This window comes from Amphritea japonica ATCC BAA-1530 (assembly GCF_016592435.1).
Taxonomy (GTDB): domain Bacteria; phylum Pseudomonadota; class Gammaproteobacteria; order Pseudomonadales; family Balneatricaceae; genus Amphritea; species Amphritea japonica.
The window spans coordinates 314,647-331,442 of record NZ_AP014545.1 but is presented as its reverse complement, the minus strand read 5'-3'; the positions used below and the strand labels follow the sequence as shown (position 1 = coordinate 331,442).

The following is a 16,796-nucleotide window of genomic DNA, read 5'->3' as shown; positions in this document are numbered from 1 at the left end:
TGTCCTTAAAATATCCCGCATATACCAAGCATTAATGACTCTAACCCGGTTTTATCAAAAATTAAACCACTGTTTCACTAGTGGCTGACACTTTCTTACAGATATAATATCTCGGCCATAAAAAACTTAACTTTAAATAACTTAACATGAAAATACTGACATCGTTACTTAAGCTTTGCCTCAAACTCACCATACTGGGCTGTTTTATCGGTGGCGTTGCGCTTGCTTCTGCGTATTTTTACTACGCACCAAAGCTTCCCGATGTCGAAACACTACGTGAAGTTCAACTACAAACACCTCTTCGGGTCTATTCAGAAGACGATAAACTTATTTCTGAATTCGGCGAAAAACGTCGCACCCCAATTAATTTTGAAGAGATTCCCCAAACTTACATTAACGCCCTTCTCGCTGCCGAAGACCGTAACTTCTTCGAGCACATCGGCATCGACATTAAAGGACTATTCCGGGCAGCATTCCAACTGGTCAGTACCGGTAAAATCCAAAGCGGCGGCAGCACCATTACAATGCAAGTCGCTAAAAACTATTTCCTTACCAGAGAACGCTCTTTTGTCCGTAAATTCAATGAGATACTTCTCTCTCTTCGCATCGAACAAGAGCTCTCCAAAGAAGAGATTTTCGAGCTTTATATCAACAAAATTTACCTTGGACATCGCTCTTATGGCATTCAGGCAGCAGCCAATATCTATTACGGTACAAATATTGATCAACTAAGCCTTGCCCAACAAGCCATGATCGCTGGCTTGCCCAAAGCCCCTTCTGCCTACAATCCAATTACCAATCCAAGTCGCGCACTCGAACGACGAAACTGGATACTAAAACGGATGCACAGCCTCAGCTTAATCAATGATGAGGACTATTCAGCAGCAAAAAACGAGCCGGTGACCGCAGAGTACCACGGCACTCAGATCGAACTATATGCCCCCTATGTTGCTGAAATGATTCGCAATGAGTTATATCAACACTTTGGCGAGACATTGTATTCTGATGGATTTCGCGTTTACACCACGCTAAACAGCGAAATGCAGACCGCAGCCAATAAAGCGGTCGAGGACGGCCTCCTCGCATACACAGAAAGACATGGCTATTACGGCCCTGAAACACCTTTAGCCGTTTCAGAACTGAGCGAAGAAAGCATCTCCACTTTCTTAAAAAAACAGCGCACGTATGGATCACTCATCCCCGCGATCGTCACCGCCACAGAAAAGCAACAAGCCAGCTTGTTCATAAAGGGGCATGGCGCTACCACTCTAACCTGGGAAAACATGACCTGGGCCAGGGAGCACAAAGGCCCCAACAGGCTGGGCAAGAAACTGAAGCAGGCCAGCGACATCCTGACACAGGGCGACCTCATTAGAGTCCGCCTTACTGCTGAAAATGACTGGAGACTATCCCAGATCCCCCGCGCACAAGGTGCGCTCACCGCACTCTCTCCAAAAGACGGCGCGATAAAAGCCTTGGTGGGTGGATTTAACTTTACCCACAACAAATTTAACCGTGCAACTCAGGCAAGACGCCAACCGGGCTCTAATCTCAAGCCTTTCATCTACGCATCCGCCCTGGAACAAGGATATACACCCGCAACCATAATTAATGACGCTCCCGTCGTTTTTCATGACAACAACCTTGAATCCAACTGGAGACCCGAGAACTACAGTAAAAAGTTCTATGGCCCAACACGACTAAGAGAAGCACTCTACAAGTCCAGAAACCTGGTTTCTATCCGCATTCTTCGCTCGATCGGAATCGACTCTGCCACGGAGTTCCTCACCCGGTTTGGCTTTGATAAAAGCCACCTTCCCAACAACTTATCACTGTCGCTTGGCGCTGCCGATATAACCCCCCTAGAGCTGGTAACAGGGTACGCCGGATTAGCCAATCAGGGTTTCAAAGTCAGTCCATATTTTATCAGCCATATCGAAGACTCCGATGGCAATACTCTTTATCAAGCCAAACCCACCACCGTTTGCCCTGAGTGCACCTTCATTTCCGATGAATCAGCACCTGCCAGCGAGTTCAATCTGATACCGGTTAGCTCAACTCCCACCACCGTGGCATCAGACACTTCCACCAAGCCTGAACTGAGTCTAAAACCAATAACACCACAACTCGAAGGACAGCAGATTACCAACCTTCCCGTTGCTAAGCGCACTATGACACCGCAAACAGCGTACATGATCTATAACATTATGCAGGACGTCATCACCCGCGGCACAGGACGCCGGGCATTAGCCCTGCAACGTACAGACATTGCTGGCAAAACAGGCACGACTAACGATCAGAAGGACGCCTGGTTTTCTGGTTTTAATAGCAATGTAGTTGCCACTGCCTGGGTAGGTTTCGACCAGCCATCCACTCTCGGCCGCAGCGAATTTGGCGGGACAGCAGCGCTCCCCATATGGATAGACTTCATGAAGGTAGCGCTCGCCAATAAAGCCGACCTGCCAGCATCTCAACCTGACGGTATGACCAGCGTCAGAATCGACCCCAAAACAGGCTTGCTCGCCTACCCGGGACAGGAAGGCGCACTGTTTGAAATATTCCCTGAGGACAACGTTCCCACAGAGATTGCCCATAACCCTAGCCAGAAAAACACAACCGGCAGCGCTCAGGCAGAAGAGATATTCTAACCCGGTTTTTCAGGCACAAAAAAACCGGCAAGTGCCGGTTTTTTTATTTAACGTTCTTTCTTACTTCAGCAAAGCAGCAACTGTCGTAAGTGGGTAATGATCAGGCAGTGGTAAACGCGCCACACCTGAATCAATCGCCGCCTGAGCTACCGCTTCAGACACAGCACCCAACAGACGCGAATCAGTCGGCTTAGGAATAATATACTGAGGACCGAATTCCAGAGAATCCAGCTCATACGCGTCCAACACATCTTGAGGCACTGGCTCTTTAGCCAGTTCTGCAAGCGCCAGAACAGCAGCAGCCTTCATCTCTTCATTAATCGCTGTTGCACGAACATCCAGTGCACCACGGAAGATGAAAGGGAAGCCAAGTACGTTATTCACCTGGTTAGGGTAATCTGAACGACCCGTCGCCATAATCACATCATCACGAACAGAATGAGCCAGCTCTGGCTTAATTTCAGGGTCTGGATTTGCACAGGCAAAGACTACAGGCGAAGAAGCCATTTTAGCCAACTGATCTGCACTCAACAGATTAGGACCCGACAAGCCAACAAATACATCAGCACCATCGATAGCATCATCCAGCGTACGCTTTTCCGTTTCGGTAGCGAACGCCGCTTTCTCAGGCGTCAGGTTTTCACGACCTGAATGGATAACACCGGTACGGTCGATCATGTAGATATTCTCGACTTTCGCTCCCATGTTTACCAAAAGCGTCATACAGGCATTCGCTGCTGCCCCAGCACCCAGACAAACAATTTTCGCTTCATCCAGCTTCTTACCCGCAATCTCCAGCGCGTTAATCATACCCGCTGCCGTTACAATCGCAGTACCATGCTGATCATCGTGGAACACAGGAATATTGCAACGCTCAATCAGTACGCGTTCAACTTCAAAACATTCTGGCGCCTTAATGTCTTCCAGGTTAATACCACCGAAAGTGTCAGCAATGCGCGCAATCGTATCTATCAGCGCTTGCGGGCTTTCAGAATCAACTTCGATATCAATAGAATCTACGCCAGCGAACCGCTTAAACAGTAATGACTTACCTTCCATAACAGGCTTTGACGCCAAAGGCCCCAGATCACCAAGACCCAGAATAGCACTACCGTTTGTAATAACAGCGACCAAGTTACCCTTACCAGTATAGCGATATGCATCTTCTGGATTTTCTGCGATAGCACGGACAGGTTCAGCTACACCTGGGCTATATGCCAGAGCCAGATCACGAGCAGACTCAGCAGAAGTCGTAAGCTCAACACTGATCTTACCTGGGCGAGGAAACTCGTGATAATCGAGTGCGGCTTGTTTCATATCTTCAGACATCGGCGCGGTTCCAACTTAGTTATAAAAAATTCGGAGTAAGAATCATATAGAAAAGAACTCTACCACTCAACTGACAAAACAGCCTATATCCCTGACAATTTCCCGATAATCAGTGTATTTTCTACTACTTTTGGCGGAGCAAACAGCATTTACCAAAGAACAAAAAGCCATTTTCAGAGGATCTAACTAGTTATCCCAAAGTTTAATACAAATCGACCTGTATTGACTAAAAACAAAAAAGGCACCCCATGGGTGCCTTTTTTTGCGATATCGGTTCGTTTACTTCTTAAGACCACGACCACCGAAGCGCTTGTTAAAGCGGTCAACACGACCACCAGTGGTAGCATCTTTCTGCTTACCAGTGTAGAACGGGTGGCACTGGCTGCATACATCGATATGAATATCTTTACCGATAGTAGAGCTGGTTTTAACAACATTACCGCACGAGCAAGTAGCGCTGATCTCTGTGTATTCTGGATGGATACCGTTTTTCATGTGAAACCTCAGTCGTTTTGTATGCCGCCACCCGATCTTTTGCCGGGCACCGCATGCAGGCAATAAAGCCTTATGGGAATAAGGTCGCGGATTATACGCATTGTTACAACCCCAGACAAGCCCTTAAAAATTTCATTTTCCTGGCCAGTTAACAGTGAAATCAAAAAGACATACACTGTGCATCTACTCTGACTGACGCGAGCCCTCCCTTCTTATGCCTTACCTGCGACTGGCCATACCATCACCGCTCCGACGGCTATTCGACTACCTGCCTCCACAAGACTGCTGCATTGAAAGACTGCAACCGGGAGTGCGGGTCAAGGTACCTTTTGGCCGCAGAGAAGTGACTGGAGTACTGATAGAAGTTTCTGAAATCACCGACGTGCCAACAGGCAAGCTCAAAGCGGCAATCACGGTTCTTGACACACAGCCTCCGCTACCTGAGTCTTTATTCAAACTTGCTCGCTGGGCCGGAAACTATTATCAACACCCGCTCGGCGATGCATTGAGTCAGGCTCTGCCGGTATTGCTGCGTAAAGGTGGAGCCTGCGAATACGCTCATCAGCATCTGTGGCGAGCAGCTAAAGCCGCTGACATTGCACAACTGGGAAAGACAGCGGCCAGACAGCGAGAGCTACTGTTACTCTTACTCGATCACCCCAATGGCATCAGTGAGGACGCCATCCGTGCTGAAGGAGGGCAATCCAGCCTATTAAAGAAACTAGAAGAAAAGAGTCTGGCTGAATCATTTATCCACAAACCAAATCATCAGCTACAAAACAGTGAACCACTGCACGAAGCCCCTTTAACACTTAACAACGAACAACAAGCCGCCGTTAGCGCCATCGTCCGTAGCAATGGCTTTACAAGCTTCCTGCTACAGGGTGTTACTGGTTCAGGTAAAACCGAGGTCTATCTTCAGGCAATCGAACATTACATTCGAGAGGGCAAACAAGCACTGATACTGGTACCAGAGATCGGCCTGACACCACAAACCGTTGCCCGCTTCAAAGCACGCTTTAACCTGCCGGTTGTTGTGCTGCACTCAAATCTGACTGATCGCCAACGACTTGATGCCTGGCTACAGGCAAAAGAGGGAGTCGCCCGCATTATCATCGGCACTCGTTCAGCCATTTTCACCCCCTTAAAGAACCCAGGCGTCATCTTTATTGACGAAGAACATGACACCTCCTTTAAACAGCAGGAAGGGTTTCGTTATAACGCCCGGGACCTGGCTGTCATGCGCGGTAATTATGAAGACATTCCGGTTGTACTTGGCACAGCAACACCGGCAATAGAAAGCTTGTATAACGCCCGCCAGGGGCGTTATCAGTGGCTAAAGCTCAATCAACGTGCAGGCAATGCCCAACCACCTAAGTTCGAACTTCTGGATATTCGTCAACTACCGTTACAAGACGGCCTCGCTGAACCACTGATACAACAGATCAGAGGGCACTTACAGCAAGGCACTCAAGTCTTAATCTTTCTCAACCGGCGAGGCTTCGCTCCGACTCTGATGTGTCACGATTGTGGCTGGCTGGCCGACTGTAAGCGCTGCGATGCGCATATGACACTACACCGAAAGCCCTTCCATCTGCACTGCCATCATTGCGATAGCCAACGTCCTGTTCCTGCTACCTGTGACAGCTGTGGCAGTACTGAATTAAAACCGGTAGGCGCGGGTACTGAACGAACAGAAGAAGCCTTACTTAAGCTATTTCCCGAATTCCCGGTTATCCGGGTCGATCGTGACACCACTCAGCGCAAGCATTCAATGCAACAGATTATGGACCGGGTCCATGAAGGTAAACCCTGCATACTGGTAGGCACGCAGATGCTGGCCAAGGGGCACCACTTCCCAAAAGTAACACTCGTTGCCATCCTGAATGCTGACAGCGGCCTTTTCAGCGCTGACTTCAGAGGCATGGAGCGCACTGCCCAACTAATCCTCCAGGTATCCGGCCGAGCAGGCAGGGCAGAACATCCGGGGAAAGTCGTCATGCAAACCCACCATGCCGAACACCCTACGATTACCAGCCTGGTCACCGAAGGTTACCAGGCATTTGCCGAGCAGGAGCTTAGTCAACGGATCTCCGCACAGCTTCCCCCCTCTCTGTACTGCGCTATGTTTCGAGCCGAAGCTAATCATCAGGGATTAGCCGAACGCTTTCTAAGCAAACTGCGCAACCTGTTAGAAGAAGACATCCTGCAGCCCCACGGCATTCAATGGCTGGGGCCACTACCTTCACCGATGGAGAAAAGAGCCGGCCTTTTCCGGGCACAGCTTGTGCTACAAAGTCGGGACCGAAAAGCCCTGCACCATCAATTACAAAGTATCATTTACCAGGCAGAGACCGACCCGGACGCACGGAAAGTCCGCTGGTCCGTCGATGTTGACCCTGTGGATATGTTCTAGCCTCAAAAATAACCGCTTGAGAGGGGTTAACAAAGCACAAGCGAAAAGGGATAATACGCGGTCTTTTCTACAGACGATCGCGTAGCGCCTATTTTTTTTAACAACTGCGCACCTAAGTCTGGCTCCCTGAATTCAACCCGGTATCTTTTGAGCATGAAACAACATATTGCGGACCTGATTAGTACTGCCCTGACCTCGCTGATCGAAGATGGCACTCTGCCTGCTGATATCCAGCCAAACATCATGGTAGAGAACACCCGCGACAAGTCACACGGTGATTTTGCATCTAACATTGCTCTAACACTGGCCAAGGCGGCAAAAACCAACCCTCGCGCCCTGTCAGAAAAAATCTGTAACGCTCTGCCTGAATCAGAAAATGTGGATAAAACCGAGATCGCCGGCCCCGGTTTTATCAACTTTTTTGTCAGCGACGCATCAACCGGCAGTCTGATTAAAACGATTCTTCAGGCTAAAGAAAGCTACGGCCGGAATAATGACGGGGCAGGAAAAAAGGTTCAGGTTGAGTTTGTCTCAGCTAACCCGACCGGCCCTCTGCATATAGGCCACGGACGCGGCGCCGCAGTAGGCGACTGCCTTTGCCGTCTGATGAACGCAACAGGCTGGGATGTCACCCGTGAGTTTTATTACAACGATGCCGGTCAGCAGATCAACAATCTGGCTCTCTCCGTACAGGCCCGTTGCAAAGACCTGACCCCGGAAGATTCCAGCTGGCCAGAAGACGGCTATCGTGGCGGGTATATCATCGACCTGGCAGAAAGCTTTATGCGCGGCGATACCGTGCAGTCTGCAGATCAAAGTTACACCGGCACCAAAGATGCTGAAGACCTGGAAGCCATTCGTCACTTTGCGGTAGCCTACCTGCGCCACGAGCAGGATCTGGATCTAAAAGCGTTCGGAGTTGATTTTGATGTCTACTTCCTCGAATCCTCACTCTACTCCGAAGGTAAAGTTGAAGATGCGGTACAGACCCTGATCAAAAACGGCTATACCTACGAAGAAGGCGGCGCATTATGGTTGCGCACCACTGATTTCGGCGATGACAAAGACCGCGTAATGCGTAAGACCGATGGCGGCTATACCTACTTTGTACCTGACGTTGCTTACCATATGAACAAATGGCAGCGGGGTTTCAATACCGTTATCAATGAGCAGGGCGCCGACCACCATAGCACCATCACCCGCGTGCGTGCTGGCTTACAGGCACTGAATGCTGGCATCCCTAAAGGCTGGCCCGATTACGTCCTGCATCAGATGGCGACGGTCATGCGGGGTGGCGAAGAGGTCAAAATTTCCAAGCGTGCTGGCAGCTATCTGACCCTGCGCGATCTGATCGACGAAGTAGGTAAAGACGCCACCCGTTACTTCCTGGCCGCACGAAAGTCAGACAGTCATCTTAATTTCGATATCGATCTGGCCCGCTCTGAATCTGCCGACAACCCAGTTTACTATATTCAGTATGCGCACGCGCGGGTATGCTCGATTTTCCGCAAGCTGGCCGAGAACAACTTGCAGTGGGATGAAGAGACAGGCCTGAGCGCTCTGAGTCGCCTGGAACTGGAATCAGAAAAGCGCCTGACCATCAAACTGGGCCGTTACCCTGAGATAGTCAAACGTGCTGCTGATGTTCGTGAGCCACATCTAATCGCGACCTACCTGTATGAACTGGCCAGCGATTTCCACACCTACTACAACTCAGAAAAAACTCTGGTTGATGACACCGAACTGCGGAACGCTCGTCTGACCCTCACCGTCGCTGTGCGCCACGTACTGGCTAACGGTCTTGATTTATTAGGTGTTAGCGCACCGGATCTGATGTAATAAGGGCTCGTCATGGCGCGCAAAGACTACGCAAAGAAACGTAACAGTGGCTCGGCAGCAAGCCGGGCTCCGCGACGTAAAAGCGCGCCGGTAAAAAAACCGTTCCCGCTGGTCCGGATCATTATCAGCCTGTTATTTTTAATCGGCTTTGGCTACGCCCTATGGCAATTAACCAGCGTCAAACCCGATAACACCGCGACTCAGTCTCCTGCAGTCCAACCCAGCACTGCAAAAAAACCGGCAGCAAAACCCGCTACTAAGCCTGCAGCAAAAGCCTCAGACAAAACCGCCAGCAAAGCAACGGATCAGTCCGGGCCTCGGGTCGAAGAGCAATCTGAACGGTTCGATTTTTACCAGATTCTACCCCAAAGCGAAGTTGATACCGCCAATGTTGAGCCCTATAAATCGACGCCAAAGGACGCTAAGTCTGAGCACACCTATGTACTCCAGGTTGGTTCCTTTCAAAACAGCAAAGATGCGGAACAACTCAGAGCCCGGCTAATCCTTGAAGGCTTACCCAATGTCCATTCCCGCAGAGTAACCAACAGTAACGGGAGTATCTGGTATCAGGTACGTACAGGGCCATTCGATAACCGCTCACAACTAAACAAAGCCCAGGATCGACTCGTACGCCTGAATATCCAGCCTCTACTCAGGCAGATCGACTAAATTTAGTTTCAGATTACTGCTGTCACTAACACTTCATAGCCTTGAAATAACGTCCGCCGCTCCCATATCTATACTCATTGCAAATTGAGTATAGATATTCGGGAAGACAGACCCATGACCACAATTGTTTCAGTACGACGCGACGACCAGGTCGTTGTTGGCGGTGACGGCCAGGTTTCACTTGGCAATACCGTAATGAAAGGCACTGCCCGTAAAGTCCGCCGTCTGGCAAAACATGATGTCATTACCGGCTTTGCTGGTAGCACTGCCGACGCCATCACCCTTCTGGATCTGTTCGAACAGCAGCTGGAAAAACATCAGGGCAACATTTTCAATGCGGTCGTAAGCCTGGCTCGTGAATGGCGCGGCGATCGGGTATTGCGTAAGCTCGAAGCACTGATGTTGGTTGCCAACAAAGACAAAACCTACCTGATCTCGGGCAGCGGAGATATTATCGAGCCTGAAGATGGCGTTATCGCAATAGGCTCCGGTGGGAATTATGCCCTGGCAGCCGCCCGTGCCCTGGTTGCCAACAGTGATCTATGTGCCCGTGATGTCGTCGAGAAGAGCCTGCAGATCGCCGCAGACATCTGCGTATTCACCAACGCTAACCTGACCATCGAGCAGCTGCAGTCCACCGCAGCCGATGCCTGAAAGAATCGCTAGAGAGAACCGCTAATGTCCAATATGACACCCCGTGAAATCGTTTCCGAACTGGACCGCCATATCGTTGGTCAGGCCGATGCCAAACGCTCCGTTGCTATAGCGCTGCGTAATCGCTGGCGGCGTATGCAGCTTGATGCCGAGCTGCGCGCTGAAGTATCACCCAAGAATATCCTGATGATCGGTCCTACCGGTGTGGGTAAAACAGAGATAGCCCGGCGTCTGGCTAAACTGGCCAACGCACCTTTTATTAAGATCGAAGCGACAAAGTTTACCGAGGTCGGTTACGTCGGCCGCGATGTCGAAACCATCATTCGCGACCTGATGGATATGGCCATCAAGATGCTGCGTGAGCAGGAGATGGAAAAGGTTAAATTCCGCGCAGAAGATGCCGCCGAAGAGCGTATTCTTGATGCCCTGCTACCTCCAGCCCGCCCTGTCGGCACTGAAGCACAAGCAGAGCAGAAAACAGACAGCGCGACCCGCCAACTCTTTAGAAAACAGCTGCGCGAAGGCAAGCTGGATGACAAAGAGGTCGACATTGATCTTAGCCAGACCCCGGTTGGCGTTGAGATCATGGCACCTCCTGGCATGGAAGAGATGACTAACCAGCTGCAAAGCATGTTCTCGAATATGGGCAACAATCAAACCAAATCTCGTCGCATTAAAGTCAAAGATGCCCTTAAGCAGGTGATTGACGAAGAAGCAGCTAAGATGGTCAATGATGACGAGCTTAAGCAGATGGCGATCGATGCTGTTGAACAAAACGGTATCGTCTTCCTCGACGAGATCGACAAAGTCTGTAAGCGTGAAGGCACCGGTGCTGACGTATCACGGGAAGGCGTACAACGCGATCTGCTTCCATTGATAGAGGGCAGCACCGTATCCACTAAGCACGGCATGATCAAAACCGACCACATTCTCTTTATCGCCTCAGGCGCTTTCCACCTGTCGAAGCCTTCCGACCTGATCCCTGAGCTGCAAGGCCGGCTGCCTATCAGAGTTGAACTGAACGCTCTGACACCGGACGACTTCCGCCGTATTCTGACCGAACCAAATGCCTCCCTGACCGAACAGTATCAAGCCCTGCTTGCGACCGAGAATGTCACCGTAGAGTTTGCTGAAGACGGCATAGAGCGCATCGCAGAACTGGCTTACCAGGTAAATGAGAAAACAGAAAACATCGGCGCCCGCCGCCTGCATACCATGCTGGAGCGTCTGTTAGAAGAGATCTCTTTTACCGCATCTGACAATGCAGGGATGGCAATTAACGTTGATCGCGCCTATGTCGACCAGTATTTAGCAGAGCTGAGTCAGGATGAAGATCTGAGCCACTATATTCTTTAACCCCCAGTGTGGCGGAGCCAGTCGGCTTCGCCACCGGAGTTCGTTATGGCTGCCACATTACCGCAAGACATCAAACTGCATACTAAATCCAGGACTCTGGAACTGATCTACAGTGATCAGGAACAGTTCGAGCTCACCGCTGAATACCTGCGCGTCCATTCACCTTCAGCGGAAGTACGCGGCCACGGTATCGGCAACGGCGTACTGCAAACCGGTAAACAACTGGTCGGCATCAAAGGGCTGGAGCCTGCTGGAAACTACGCTCTGAAAATCATCTTTGATGATGGCCATGACAGTGGACTGTATACCTGGGAATACCTTTATGACCTCTGCCAGGAACAAGAGAACTATTGGAACCGATATCTGAAAGCACTGGCAGACGCCGGAGAAACACGCCACGGCAATATGATAGCTAAAGGCTGAAACCGTCATTAGTAATAAAGGAGCCGATAATCCTTCATTACTCATCATTTATATAGCCAGATCAGAGTATCTTGGAAGAATAAAGACAATTGCCTGCTGCAAAGGTAGAATGCGGCATCGCGAATTATGCAGATTACAGGTTTCCTATGACTGACCAGAAAGATTCTCAGGACCAGACCCACTTCGGCTTCGAGCAGGTTAAAGTCGATGAAAAGCAGGACAAAGTAGCCGATGTCTTCCACTCGGTTGCCAGTAAGTACGATGTAATGAACGACCTGATGTCCGGAGGTGTCCACCGGATCTGGAAGCGCATAACCATCGAACAAAGCGGTGTTCGCCGGGGTCATAAAGTGCTGGATATCGCTGGTGGTACCGGCGATCTGACGATGCGATTTTCCCGCCTGGTTGGCTCTGAAGGCAAAGTCGTGCTGGCAGATATCAATGATTCAATGTTGAATGTCGGCCGGGACCGGCTGATGGACAAAGGGATCACCGGCAATGTTGAGTTCGTTCAGGCCAATGCCGAAGCATTACCCTTCCCTGATAACACCTTTGACTGCATCACCATCGCCTTCGGCCTGCGTAACGTTACTCATAAAGACAACGCGCTGGCCTCGATGGCCCGGGTATTGAAACCCGGCGGCAAAGTGATGGTACTGGAGTTTTCCAAAACTGAAAACCCACTGCTAACCAAAGCCTATGACATCTACTCTTTCAGTCTGCTGCCTAAAATCGGCAAACTGATCGCCGGCGATGAAGAAAGCTATCGCTACCTGGCTGAGTCAATCCGCATGCACCCGGATCAGGAAACTCTCAAAGGTATGATGGAGGACGCGGGGTTGGTTCAGTGTAAATTCCAGAATATGACCGGGGGCATCGTCGCCCTGCATACAGGCATCAAACCCTGAGCATCTAATCCTTAAAGCCTTGCTTTAAATACTTAGGGCACCAAAATGATCAACGCTACATTGCTGACACTGGCTGAAACCAGCCTTAATAAGTTATTAAGGCTCAGCCCTGAGACCGTAGATCAGCTCAGCCAGTTGAACGGCAAAGTTATCGCCATCCAGCTAACATCACCCGCGGCTACGCTTTCGTTGCAGCCCAGTGGTGAAGGCATACAGATCGATATATTTGAACGTGATGATGCCGACGTCACACTAAGCGGCAGTGGCAGCGATTTTTTCCGTTTACTGACGGCGACTGATAGCAGTGACGCCATGTTTGGTAAAAGTATTACCGTCCGTGGCGACAGTGGATTAGCGACCCGTTTTAGTAAAATACTGATCGATGCCGCATTGGATTGGGAAGCGATTCTCGCTCAACTATTAGGGGACCTTCCCGCCCATGAAGTCGCCCGTTACCTGCGTTGGAAAGCTCAGTTATACCTGACTACAGGTAATAGCCTGCTACTCAATCTTGAGGAATACCTGAAAGAAGAGTTACGCATTCTGCCCAGCGCACCTGAGGTTAGGCAGTTTTCATCTGAGGTCGACCGTATACGCCAGGACACCGAGCGACTATCCGCCCGTATAGCGCGGTTACAAGAGACTTAATCGAAGTCGAACGACCCCTCTGATTATCAGAAAGGTTTCACCACCACAAAGACCAGAATCGGTATAAAAATCAGCAACGGCAATTCATTAAAGTAACGAAAATAACGCCCGGTATTGTCCAGCATACCGGCTCGCAGACGCTTCAGATACGCAAAACACCAGAAATGATAGCCAATCAAAAAACCGACAAACAGCAGCTTGGCATGCAGCCAGGCACCTGAGATACCATAGCCAAACCAGAGCCATAACCCCAGCCCCAGGGTAAACAGCGCCATAATTGACATAAACCCATACAGCTTACCAGCCATAACCTCCAGCCGGGCCACATCCTGTCCCGCTTCGCGCCCCTCAACATAGTGCACAAAAATACGCGGAAGGTAGAAAATACCTGCCATCCAACTGGTCATTGCCAGAATATGAAATACCTTAACCCACAACATTCGCGTTAGTCCTTATCCATTCTCAGAGCGCCTGAGTCTCAATCTTCAATTGTTCACCCAGCTCAACCAACAACTTATCTCCCGGATTCACCTCCCCCACACCCGCAGGGGTACCGGTGATCACCACATCACCTGGCAGCAACGTAAAATAGTGACTCATATAAGCGATTAACGGAAACACTTTATGTAGCATAAAGCCGCTATTACCGTTCTGGCGTAGCTGACCATTCACCGTTAAGCGAATCGCCTGATCCTGTAAATCGCCGACAGCCGCAGGCTCCACAAAAGCAGACAAAGGGCATGAACCATCAAACGCTTTAGATTTTTCCCAGGGATGCCCCCGATCTTTCAGTTTACTCTGCAGATCACGCAACGTCAGATCCAACGCCAGGCCCACACCTACGATGGCATCTTCAATCTCGAATTTGTTGGCATTCTTTAACGGTTGGCCAATCAAAATCGCCATCTCAGTTTCAAAATGAACACTGCCGTAATCCATGGGGATTTCAAACGGCTCTTCTAATGGCACCAGTGCTGTTGAGGGCTTCATAAACAGCATCGGTGTCGTTGGGACCGGGTTATTCAGTTCAGCGGCATGATCAGCGTAATTGCGCCCAACGCACACAACCTTCCCAACAGGAAGAGCTGCTTCCGTGCCATCTACATACCGATGTTTATACTGCATAACCGAAACCCCTCAGCAATAAAAGAGTGTTAAAAAGAGTGGGTTCTGATCATACCCCTGGCGATCAACGAGCTCAATGCCAGCGTCAGACTCAAGGTGATCAGTAACACAATGACTGAACCTGATACGACCCCTTCCCAGCCCCTCCACTGCCAGAAAGGGTCAAGATAAAAGCCACCGATACTGGCACCCAGATAATAAAATACCAGATAGAGTGATGATGCGCTGGCTCGGGCATGGGTCGCCTGATGACTGACCCAGCTGCTGGCGCTGGAGTGAGCAAAAAAGAAACCAAAGCTATTAATAAAAAAGCCCGTCACGATAACCGGCAGCGACCCACTCAGCGTCAACAGGCTGCCCCCTATCAGAATCAATATGCCTGCGATGATGCAACGTAGCTGCCCTTGTCGTAGTGCCACTTTGCCAGACAAAGCTGAACCAACAGTACCGGTGAGATAGGTCAGAAACAACAAGCCTAACCAGGCAGGGCTCAGAGAATAAGGCGCATCAGCCAGAACAAAAATAATATAGCTGTATTGATTAATAAATATGAAGAAATTCAGCCCTCCCACCAGATAAATCAGCAAGAGTAGCGGGTTGGAAAGGTGGTTTCTTAACTGCGAAAGCATCGTTTTCGGGTGCAGGGGTTGAGGACGAAAATGTCGAGACGGCGGCAATAACCACCAGAACAGCAACAGACAGAGCGCGCTGATTATCCCCATCACCAGAAACAGATCGGCCCAGCCCAGCCAGTCACCGACAAAACCACCAATCAGGCGGCCGGAAATCCCACCCAGTGTATTACCGCTAATGTACAGCCCCACGGCCACAAGCAACGCCTTTCGGGAGAACTCGTCGCCCATATAAGCGATAGCAATGGCAGGCAAACCACCCAGACAGAACCCCTGTAAACCTCGAAGCCAAACCAGCGTTGAAAAGCTTTCAACCTGGGACAATAGCAGGGAACAGATACACACACCGGTCATACTCAGCAGCATCAACCGACGCCGTCCCAGCGCATCCGACAACGGCCCATAGAGTAACAGGGACAACCCCAGCATTAAGGTTGTCACCGTAAAAGACCCGCTCACCTCGAGTGTCGTGAGTTCAAACTCTCGCTGCAGCTCAGGTAAAATAGGCTGCGTGACATACACATTTGAGAAGATCATAAATGAGCCGATACAGAGCGCAACGGTTGCTCGCCAGAACGCTGCGCTACCCGATTCAATCATGGTCAATCTCTCCCCTATAAAAGCACAAATCACCACCCCACTCAGATAATCAGCAGCATAGCAGTGACATAAAAATCACAGAAATATATAACAGTGATAATATTCATAAATAATTGTGATAACTGATCGCTAAATTACCTAAACTGATTCAGGTCTCTCTATGGATATCCGCTCACTCCGTTGCTTTCAAACCGTTGCCCGGGAAACAAACTTCACCCGCGCAGCAGAGAAGCTTCATCTGGCACAGCCGGCGGTCAGCATGTCGATCAAACGACTGGAAGATCAGCTGGGCCTGAAACTGTTTCACCGTAATGGACGCCGTATCAGTCTGACCGATGAAGGTGGCCGGTTATTGTTACATGCCGACAAAATTATTCAGGCGGTTACTGATGCAGAGCTAGAAATGCAGGAACTCACCGGCCTCACTCAGGGACAGGTACGAGTTGGCATTCCCAGTATGCTCGGGTCTTATCATCTAGCCGAGCTATTGATGGGGTTTCGTCACAGCCACCCCAACCTGCAACTCTCAGTCGTTGAAGGCGGCACCACCCATATCCGCCAGCTCATAGAGCAGGGCGAGCTGGATATCGGTATCGTCGTCGATGATGGTGAGTCAGAGCAATTAGAGAAGGTCTCTCTGATAGAAGAAGAGATCCTGGCCTGCGTTAACGCCGAGCACCCTCTGGCCAACCAGCCGTGCATCAGCTACCCAGCATTCCTGGCGGAAGAGCTGGTACTGTTCAAAGAGGGCTTCTTTCATCGCCAGGTTACGGAATCCCTGGCAGAGCGCTACCAGATAACACCGAAGATCACCTTCGAAACTAATTTAATTCCGTTGATTCAATCTGTCATCCGGCAGGGCTTTGGTATATCCGCACTGCTCAGGCCTGCCATAGACGATGCCGGTGACCTGATCGGCATCCCTTTTGTAGAACCGCTTACCTTTAATCTCTGTATCGCCTGGCGAAAACAGCGCTACCTCTCCAAAGCAAACCAGTCTTTTGTTGACTATCTACTTGAACATACACCATCTGCTGCAAACAGGTGACAACAT

15 protein-coding genes are annotated in these 16,796 nt (G+C 50.1%); 10 read left to right on the top strand and 5 right to left on the bottom strand.

Annotated elements, in window-relative coordinates:
- Nucleotides 1-146: 146 nt before the first annotated feature.
- A complete protein-coding gene (locus AMJAP_RS01565; RefSeq protein ID WP_019620931.1) occupies nucleotides 147-2,648 on the top strand; it encodes a penicillin-binding protein 1A in 2,502 nt (833 codons plus the stop codon).
- Between the two features lie 60 nt (nucleotides 2,649-2,708).
- On the opposite strand, the gene AMJAP_RS01560 is transcribed toward AMJAP_RS01565, so the two are convergent.
- Nucleotides 2,709-3,977 (bottom strand): malic enzyme-like NAD(P)-binding protein, encoded by a 1,269-nt coding sequence (locus tag AMJAP_RS01560; RefSeq protein ID WP_019620932.1) that lies wholly within the window; start codon nucleotides 3,975-3,977, stop codon nucleotides 2,709-2,711.
- 279 nt (nucleotides 3,978-4,256) lie between these two features.
- Nucleotides 4,257-4,472: a 50S ribosomal protein L31 gene (rpmE, locus tag AMJAP_RS01555; protein ID WP_083935276.1), complete on the bottom strand. Its 216-nt coding sequence runs from the start codon at nucleotides 4,470-4,472 to the stop codon at nucleotides 4,257-4,259.
- 214 nt (nucleotides 4,473-4,686) lie between these two features.
- On the opposite strand from rpmE, the gene AMJAP_RS01550 reads away from it, so the two are divergent.
- The 8 genes from AMJAP_RS01550 to AMJAP_RS01515 all read left to right on the top strand — a co-directional run bounded on the left by AMJAP_RS01550 (nucleotide 4,687) and on the right by AMJAP_RS01515 (nucleotide 13,385).
- Nucleotides 4,687-6,888 (top strand): primosomal protein N', encoded by a 2,202-nt coding sequence (locus tag AMJAP_RS01550; protein ID WP_026340021.1) that lies wholly within the window; start codon nucleotides 4,687-4,689, stop codon nucleotides 6,886-6,888.
- Nucleotides 6,889-7,041: 153 nt separating this feature from the next.
- On the top strand, nucleotides 7,042-8,727 hold the full coding sequence (gene argS / locus AMJAP_RS01545) for an arginine--tRNA ligase (RefSeq protein WP_019620935.1): 1,686 nt from the start codon (nucleotides 7,042-7,044) through the stop codon (nucleotides 8,725-8,727).
- Between the two features lie 12 nt (nucleotides 8,728-8,739).
- On the top strand, nucleotides 8,740-9,396 hold the full coding sequence (locus AMJAP_RS01540) for an SPOR domain-containing protein (protein WP_019620936.1): 657 nt from the start codon (nucleotides 8,740-8,742) through the stop codon (nucleotides 9,394-9,396).
- A 114-nt stretch (nucleotides 9,397-9,510) separates the two neighbouring features.
- Nucleotides 9,511-10,050: an ATP-dependent protease subunit HslV gene (hslV, locus tag AMJAP_RS01535; protein WP_019620937.1), complete on the top strand. Its 540-nt coding sequence runs from the start codon at nucleotides 9,511-9,513 to the stop codon at nucleotides 10,048-10,050.
- A 24-nt stretch (nucleotides 10,051-10,074) separates the two neighbouring features.
- Nucleotides 10,075-11,406, top strand: coding sequence for an ATP-dependent protease ATPase subunit HslU (gene hslU, locus AMJAP_RS01530; protein ID WP_019620938.1), 1,332 nt, complete (start codon nucleotides 10,075-10,077; stop codon nucleotides 11,404-11,406).
- A gap of 45 nt (nucleotides 11,407-11,451) precedes the next feature.
- A complete protein-coding gene (locus AMJAP_RS01525; RefSeq protein ID WP_019620939.1) occupies nucleotides 11,452-11,829 on the top strand; it encodes a gamma-butyrobetaine hydroxylase family protein in 378 nt (125 codons plus the stop codon).
- Between the two features lie 146 nt (nucleotides 11,830-11,975).
- Nucleotides 11,976-12,737 carry a bifunctional demethylmenaquinone methyltransferase/2-methoxy-6-polyprenyl-1,4-benzoquinol methylase UbiE gene (gene ubiE / locus AMJAP_RS01520; RefSeq protein ID WP_019620940.1) on the top strand — a complete coding sequence of 254 codons (762 nt, stop codon included), beginning with the start codon at nucleotides 11,976-11,978 and terminating at the stop codon, nucleotides 12,735-12,737.
- A 45-nt stretch (nucleotides 12,738-12,782) separates the two neighbouring features.
- Nucleotides 12,783-13,385, top strand: a complete 603-nt coding sequence (locus AMJAP_RS01515) for a ubiquinone biosynthesis accessory factor UbiJ (protein WP_019620941.1) — start codon at nucleotides 12,783-12,785, stop codon at nucleotides 13,383-13,385.
- A 26-nt stretch (nucleotides 13,386-13,411) separates the two neighbouring features.
- On the opposite strand, the gene AMJAP_RS01510 is transcribed toward AMJAP_RS01515, so the two are convergent.
- From AMJAP_RS01510 to AMJAP_RS01500, 3 genes are read right to left on the bottom strand one after another with little or no spacing between them, the layout of a single operon-like run.
- On the bottom strand, nucleotides 13,412-13,825 hold the full coding sequence (locus AMJAP_RS01510; RefSeq protein WP_019620942.1) for a CopD family protein: 414 nt from the start codon (nucleotides 13,823-13,825) through the stop codon (nucleotides 13,412-13,414).
- A 22-nt stretch (nucleotides 13,826-13,847) separates the two neighbouring features.
- Entirely contained in the window at nucleotides 13,848-14,510 is a 663-nt protein-coding gene (locus AMJAP_RS01505) for a fumarylacetoacetate hydrolase family protein (protein ID WP_019620943.1), read from the bottom strand.
- Nucleotides 14,511-14,539: 29 nt separating this feature from the next.
- The gene (locus AMJAP_RS01500; protein WP_019620944.1) at nucleotides 14,540-15,742 is read right to left on the bottom strand and encodes an MFS transporter; all 1,203 of its coding nucleotides are present in this window, start codon (nucleotides 15,740-15,742) and stop codon (nucleotides 14,540-14,542) included.
- A gap of 160 nt (nucleotides 15,743-15,902) precedes the next feature.
- Between AMJAP_RS01500 and AMJAP_RS01495 the strand changes: the two genes are divergently transcribed.
- A complete protein-coding gene (locus AMJAP_RS01495) occupies nucleotides 15,903-16,790 on the top strand; it encodes a LysR family transcriptional regulator (RefSeq protein ID WP_019620945.1) in 888 nt (295 codons plus the stop codon).
- Nucleotides 16,791-16,796 lie beyond the last annotated feature (6 nt).